Source organism: Pseudooceanicola lipolyticus (genome assembly GCF_002786325.1).
Classification (GTDB): domain Bacteria; phylum Pseudomonadota; class Alphaproteobacteria; order Rhodobacterales; family Rhodobacteraceae; genus Pseudooceanicola_C; species Pseudooceanicola_C lipolyticus.
On the sequence record NZ_PGTB01000216.1, the window covers coordinates 1 to 5,109 of the forward strand.

General features: G+C 67.1%; 7 protein-coding genes and 1 pseudogene. 4 read left to right on the forward strand and 4 right to left on the reverse strand.

Features of this window, described 5'->3' with window-relative positions:
- A partial coding sequence (locus CVM52_RS27165; protein WP_100164752.1) for a hypothetical protein occupies nucleotides 1-1,888 on the forward strand: 1,888 nt, incomplete at its 5' end.
- A 54-nt stretch (nucleotides 1,889-1,942) separates the two neighbouring features.
- Here CVM52_RS27165 and CVM52_RS23400 read toward each other — a convergent pair.
- Nucleotides 1,943-2,176, reverse strand: coding sequence for a DUF2842 domain-containing protein (locus tag CVM52_RS23400; RefSeq protein WP_100164753.1), 234 nt, complete (start codon nucleotides 2,174-2,176; stop codon nucleotides 1,943-1,945).
- A complete protein-coding gene (locus CVM52_RS23405) occupies nucleotides 2,176-3,468 on the reverse strand; it encodes an adenylosuccinate synthase (protein WP_100164754.1) in 1,293 nt (430 codons plus the stop codon). Before CVM52_RS23405 ends, CVM52_RS23400 begins: the two co-directional genes overlap by 1 nt.
- 53 nt (nucleotides 3,469-3,521) lie before the next feature.
- Between CVM52_RS23405 and CVM52_RS23410 the strand changes: the two genes are divergently transcribed.
- The 3 genes and pseudogenes from CVM52_RS23410 (at nucleotide 3,522) to CVM52_RS23420 (ending at nucleotide 4,541) form a co-directional block, all read left to right on the forward strand.
- Nucleotides 3,522-4,025 (forward strand): DUF6524 family protein, encoded by a 504-nt coding sequence (locus CVM52_RS23410; RefSeq protein WP_306372777.1) that lies wholly within the window; start codon nucleotides 3,522-3,524, stop codon nucleotides 4,023-4,025.
- A gap of 77 nt (nucleotides 4,026-4,102) precedes the next feature.
- Nucleotides 4,103-4,309 (forward strand): annotated as a pseudogene (locus CVM52_RS23415) (DUF4160 domain-containing protein); the annotation flags it as partial.
- 4 nt (nucleotides 4,310-4,313) lie between these two features.
- On the forward strand, nucleotides 4,314-4,541 hold the full coding sequence (locus CVM52_RS23420) for a DUF2442 domain-containing protein (protein WP_240621051.1): 228 nt from the start codon (nucleotides 4,314-4,316) through the stop codon (nucleotides 4,539-4,541).
- 5 nt (nucleotides 4,542-4,546) lie between these two features.
- Here CVM52_RS23420 and CVM52_RS23425 read toward each other — a convergent pair whose 3' ends face one another.
- Together CVM52_RS23425 and CVM52_RS23430 are read right to left on the reverse strand one after the other, a co-directional pair.
- Complete coding sequence (locus tag CVM52_RS23425; protein WP_240621053.1) at nucleotides 4,547-4,864, reverse strand: nitrile hydratase accessory protein; 318 nt, start codon at nucleotides 4,862-4,864, stop codon at nucleotides 4,547-4,549.
- Nucleotides 4,861-5,109 (reverse strand): SH3-like domain-containing protein (locus CVM52_RS23430; RefSeq protein ID WP_133119957.1); only part of this gene is annotated, 249 nt, incomplete at its 5' end. The genes CVM52_RS23430 and CVM52_RS23425, both read right to left, overlap by 4 nt.

Here is a 5,109-nt window from a genome sequence, read left to right on the forward strand (position 1 = left end):
GGAAGACCCCGAAGAGGTCGAGCCGGCGGCCGAACCCGCCGCGCAGGACGACCAGCTTGCCGACGATGTTCAGCCCGCCGAGGCCGAACTTGCCACGCCGGAGGTCGAGGAGGACGCCGCCGAAGCGCCAGCCGAAGCGCCCGACCAGGATGGCCTGGCCGCCATTCGTGGGCTGATGGCCGCCTCGGACCAGGAGCAGGCCACCGCCGACGCCGAGGTCGAGGCCGACGAGGTCCCGGCTGCCGCGGCGGAGGTCGAAGAAATCGAAGAGGTCGAGGATCTCGAAGACACGGCTGAGGCCGAGGTAGAAGCCGAGGCAGAGGCCGAACCCGAGATCGAAGTCGAGGTGGAGGTCGAGTCGTTCACCGCCGAGATCACCGTCGAGGAAGAGCCGGCCGACATCGTGGCCGAGGCGCCCGCGGTGGACCCGGCGCCGCGCCTGGCCGCCGAATCGATCGCCGCCAAGCTGCAGCGCATTCGCGCCGTGGTGTCGCAGAATGCCGGGGCCGAACAGTCCGAGCAGGTTGAAGACGCCGCCGACGATCTGGCCGAGGACCAGGATGCGGTCGAGCAGGAGGCCGAAGCGTTCGTAACTTCCGCAGCAGCCGATATCTCGGCCGTGCTGGAGGCCGAAGACGCCGCCGAGGACATCGCCGAGGATGATGAGGTCGGCGCGGACGACCTGGCCGCCGCCTTCGCCCGTTTCGACGCCCCGCGCGACACCGCCGATAGCGACAGCTTCGATGAAACCTACGAAGAGACCTATGACGACGCCGGAACCGCCCAGCCGGGCGATGTGCTGGCAGTGCTGGCGGCGATGCGTGACGACCATGCCGAACCGCAGATGGCCGAGGAAGACACCGCCCCCTCCGACGATCTGGGCGCCGCCGATGACGACATGACCGAAGCCGCGGGGATTGAGGCCGAGGCCGACCAGTTCACCGGCGGCGACGCCTCTGACACGCCGGAAGACGACGACGCCCTGATCGAAGCCGCAGAGGCCGAGGAAGATGATTTCTCGCTTTCGCCGGAACTTTTTGCCGAGATGGACGCCGCCGAGGACGATGGCGACGACGAGATGTCGAACCTACTGGGTGACGACACGGCCAGCGATGCGGAAGACAGCGACAGCTCGCTTTCGGCCGAGGACGAGGCCGACCTGATGCGCGAGCTGGCCGAAGTCGCCGCTGAAACCGAGGCGGATGATGACGACAGCGCCGGATTTGCCCCCGAAGGCACCGACGAAGACGTGTCGCGCCTGATGGCCGCCGCAGAGGAAAAGATGGAGGCGGTCGAATCCGCCACCAATCGCGAAACCTATAACCACCTGCGCGCCGCTGTCGCGGCGGCCGAGGCCGAACGTTCGGCCGGCGGCGATGTCGACGACGCGGATGGCGACACCGCCTATCGCAAGGATCTGGCCAGCGTGGTGCATCCGCGCCGGTCGCTGGGCGACGGCAGCCGCCCGACCCGCCCCGAGCGCCCCGCGCCGCTGAAACTGGTGGCGGAACAGCGGGTCGATCTGGAAAAGCCGGAAACCCCCGCTGAACCGGTGCAACCGCGCCGGGTGCAGGTTAGCGACACCGCCGAGACCGGCGACGAAGGCGGCTTTGCCAAGTTCGCCTCGGAAGTGGGCGCCACCGAATTGCACGAACTGCTGGAAGCCGCGGCCGCATATCTGTCCTTCGTCGAAGGCCACGACCAGTTCTCGCGCCCGCAGCTGATGAACAAGGTGCGCCAGCTGGGCATCCCCGAGTTCAACCGCGAGGACGGGCTGCGCTCGTTCGGCCAGCTGCTGCGCGAGGGCAAGATCGAAAAGGCCGGCGGCGGACGGTTCACCGCCTCGGGCGATATCGGCTTTCGCCCCGACGAACGCGCCGCCGGGTAAGCCCCGCGCCCCATCCAATGGAAAACGGCGGCCACCGGGCCGCCGTTTTGCATTTCAGTGCTTGTCGTCGCCGCGATCTTTCGGGTCGGCCTGCCCGACGCCTTTGAACACGAACTTGAACGGCAGCGCCCAGCCGATGCCCAGCACCACGTAGATCACCACCTCCAGCCAGATCGGGGGCCGTTCGATCCGGTTCAGGATGGTCACCGCCACCACGATATAGATCGGCAGCCAGACCAGCAGCAGCACCAGCGACCAGCGGCGGCGGGCTTTGTAGGACAGGGGCATCAGTCGGCGAAGGGATCGGTGACGAGGATGGTGTCCTCGCGCTCGGGACTGGTGGACAGCAACGCCACCGGGCATTCGATCAGTTCCTCGACCCGGCGGACATATTTGATCGCGTTGGCGGGCAGATCGGCCCAGCTGCGCGCGCCCTCGGTGCTTTCCGACCAGCCCGGCATCTCTTCGTAAACCGGGGTGCAGCGCGCCTGCTGATCCGCCGCCGTCGGCAGGTAATCCAGCATCTTGCCGTCCAGCTCGTAGCCGGTGCAGATCTTCAGCACCTCGAACCCGTCCAGCACGTCCAGCTTGGTCAGCGCGATGCCCTTGACCCCCGAGGTGACGCAGGTCTGGCGCACCAGCGCCGCGTCGAACCAGCCGCAGCGCCGCTTGCGCCCGGTGGTGGTGCCGAATTCGTGGCCCCGCTCGCCCAGCCGCTGGCCGTCCTCGTCATGCAGCTCGGTCGGGAATGGCCCCTCGCCCACGCGGGTGGTATAGGCCTTGACGATGCCCAGCACGAAGTCGATCGAGCCCGGCCCGATGCCGGTGCCGGTGGCGGCCTGACCGGCGATGACATTGGAGGAGGTGACATAGGGATAGGTGCCGAAATCGATATCCAGCAGCGCCCCCTGCGCGCCTTCGAACAGGATGCGTTTGCCGGCCTTGCGCTTGTCGTTCAGCACCTTCCAGACCGGGGCGGCGTAGTGCAGCACCTTGGGCGCGATCTCGCGCAGCTGCGCGAGCAGGGCGTCGCGATCCACCGGCTGCAGCCCCAGCCCCGAGCGCAGCGCGTTGTGATGCACCAGCGCGCGATCGACCCGCAGTTCCAGCGTGGCGTCATCGGCCAGGTCGGCAACGCGGATCACCCGGCGGCCCACCTTGTCCTCGTAGGCCGGGCCGATGCCGCGCCCGGTGGTGCCGATCTTGGCCACCGAGTTCTGCCCCTCGCGGGCGCGGTCCAGCTCGCCATGGAAGGGCAGGATCAGCGGCGTGTTCTCGGCGATCATCAGCGTTTCGGGGGTGATGTCGACGCCCTGCGCGCGGATCGTCTCGATCTCGTTCAGCAGATGCCAGGGGTCCAGCACCACGCCGTTGCCGATCACGCTCAGCTTGCCGCCGCGCACCACGCCCGAGGGCAGCGCGTGCAGCTTGTAGACCTCGCCGTCGATCACCAGCGTGTGCCCGGCGTTATGGCCGCCCTGAAAGCGCGCGATCACATCCGCCCGCTCGCTCAGCCAGTCCACGATCTTGCCTTTACCCTCGTCGCCCCACTGGGCGCCGACCACAACGACATTGGCCATCAAGGCCCCCCTATATCCGAACGGTTCAAACCCGCGCCGGTATACATAGAGCAATGCGCCAGCGAAACCGCAAATTCGGCCTGCCCGGGCGCTGGACAGCGGGCGGCGTTTGCGCGACGGTCCGTGCGGATACCACCGCGGCAACGGACGAGGTCGATCACATGGGCATGTTCCTGCGCTGGCTCTGCGCCTTCGTCCTGCTGGCGCTGACCTATAACCCGACCCCGTGGAATTTTACCCGCTGGGCAGCCGAGCATTGGAACAGTCACACCTCGGTCACCGTGTTGCTGGGGCTGTTGCTGGCGGTGGCCTATATCATCTATCTGCGCGCCACGCTGCGCTCGATCGGCGCCTTCGGCATGCTGCTGATCCTGGCCATCGTCGCGGCTTTGCTGTGGGTGCTCTATGATTTCGGCCTGCTGACCCTGCGCAAGTCGAACGAGAACATCTGGCTGGGCATCTTCGCCCTGTCGCTGGTGCTGGGCATCGGCCTCAGCTGGAGCCACGTGCGCCGGCGGCTGTCGGGCCAGGCGGATATGGATGACGTGGACGAGTAGATTCTTCGGCATTCTACGCACGACGGAGAACAGGGAGTTTTGAGTCAACGGTTTTCCGCTATGATGGCTTTCGGTTCTTCTTCTACTCGAACGAAGGCGATCCACGCGAACCAGTGCATGTGCACGTATCGAAAGGTGATGGTGAAGCGAAATTCTGGATCGGGCCGAACGTATCCGTGGCGCGCAGTGCGGGGTTCGATGCAAGAACACTAAGGCGGATTGCAGCGATAGTTGCGCTCCGCTCGCAAGAGATCGAAAAGGCCTGGTATGAGCATTTCAGCTGAAAGCGTGCAGTTTGACGATGATCAGATGTGGGTGAACCTGTCTGACGGTCGCACGCTCGGCGTGCCGTTGGCCTGGTTTCCCCGGCTGCTCGGTGCCACGGCGGACGAACGCGGAGCGGTTGAAATCAGCGCGTTTGGTCTGCATTGGCCCGATCTGGACGAAGACATCTCGATCCAAGGACTATTGGCCGGGCGCGGCGATCAGACCGGCACGGGCGGCAGGGCCGCCTGATCCCGTTACTCTGAAAGTTTGACCGGCGCGCCGTGCGGCGTGGCCAGGTAGGCGGCGCGCCAGGCCTCGCGGAGCGCGGCGGCGTCAGCGGCCGTGGCCGTGCCGTCCTCGGCCAGCAGGGTCTCCAGGGTCTCCAGCCAGGCGGCGAAGTAATCGTCGCCGCCGTCCAGCTCGCGGGACAGGCCGTGCCGCGCCAGGGTGGCGCCGAACCGGCTGGCCCAGTCGGCCCAGGTAAAGCGCCCGGTTTCGTTCAGATGCACCGTCAGCGCAAACAGCTGCGCGTGCCAGGGTTCGGCAAAGACCGGCTCGGGCGGCGCGGTCATGCCGGCTCCAGATAGGATTGCCACAGGTCCAGGACCACCTCGTCCTGCGGATGTTCCGGCGCGGCCCAGAGCTCCGCGGCCGGGAAGGCCACGGCATAAAGCGGCTCGGGCGCCTCGCCCAGCCCATGCGCATTGCTGTCGGGCAGGACATGGGCGCCGTGACAGCGCAGGACCCGCCCCCGCGCACCGGCGGCATAGGCCGGCAAACGGGTGTGACCGCCCGGCGACAGCCGGTTCGCCGCCGG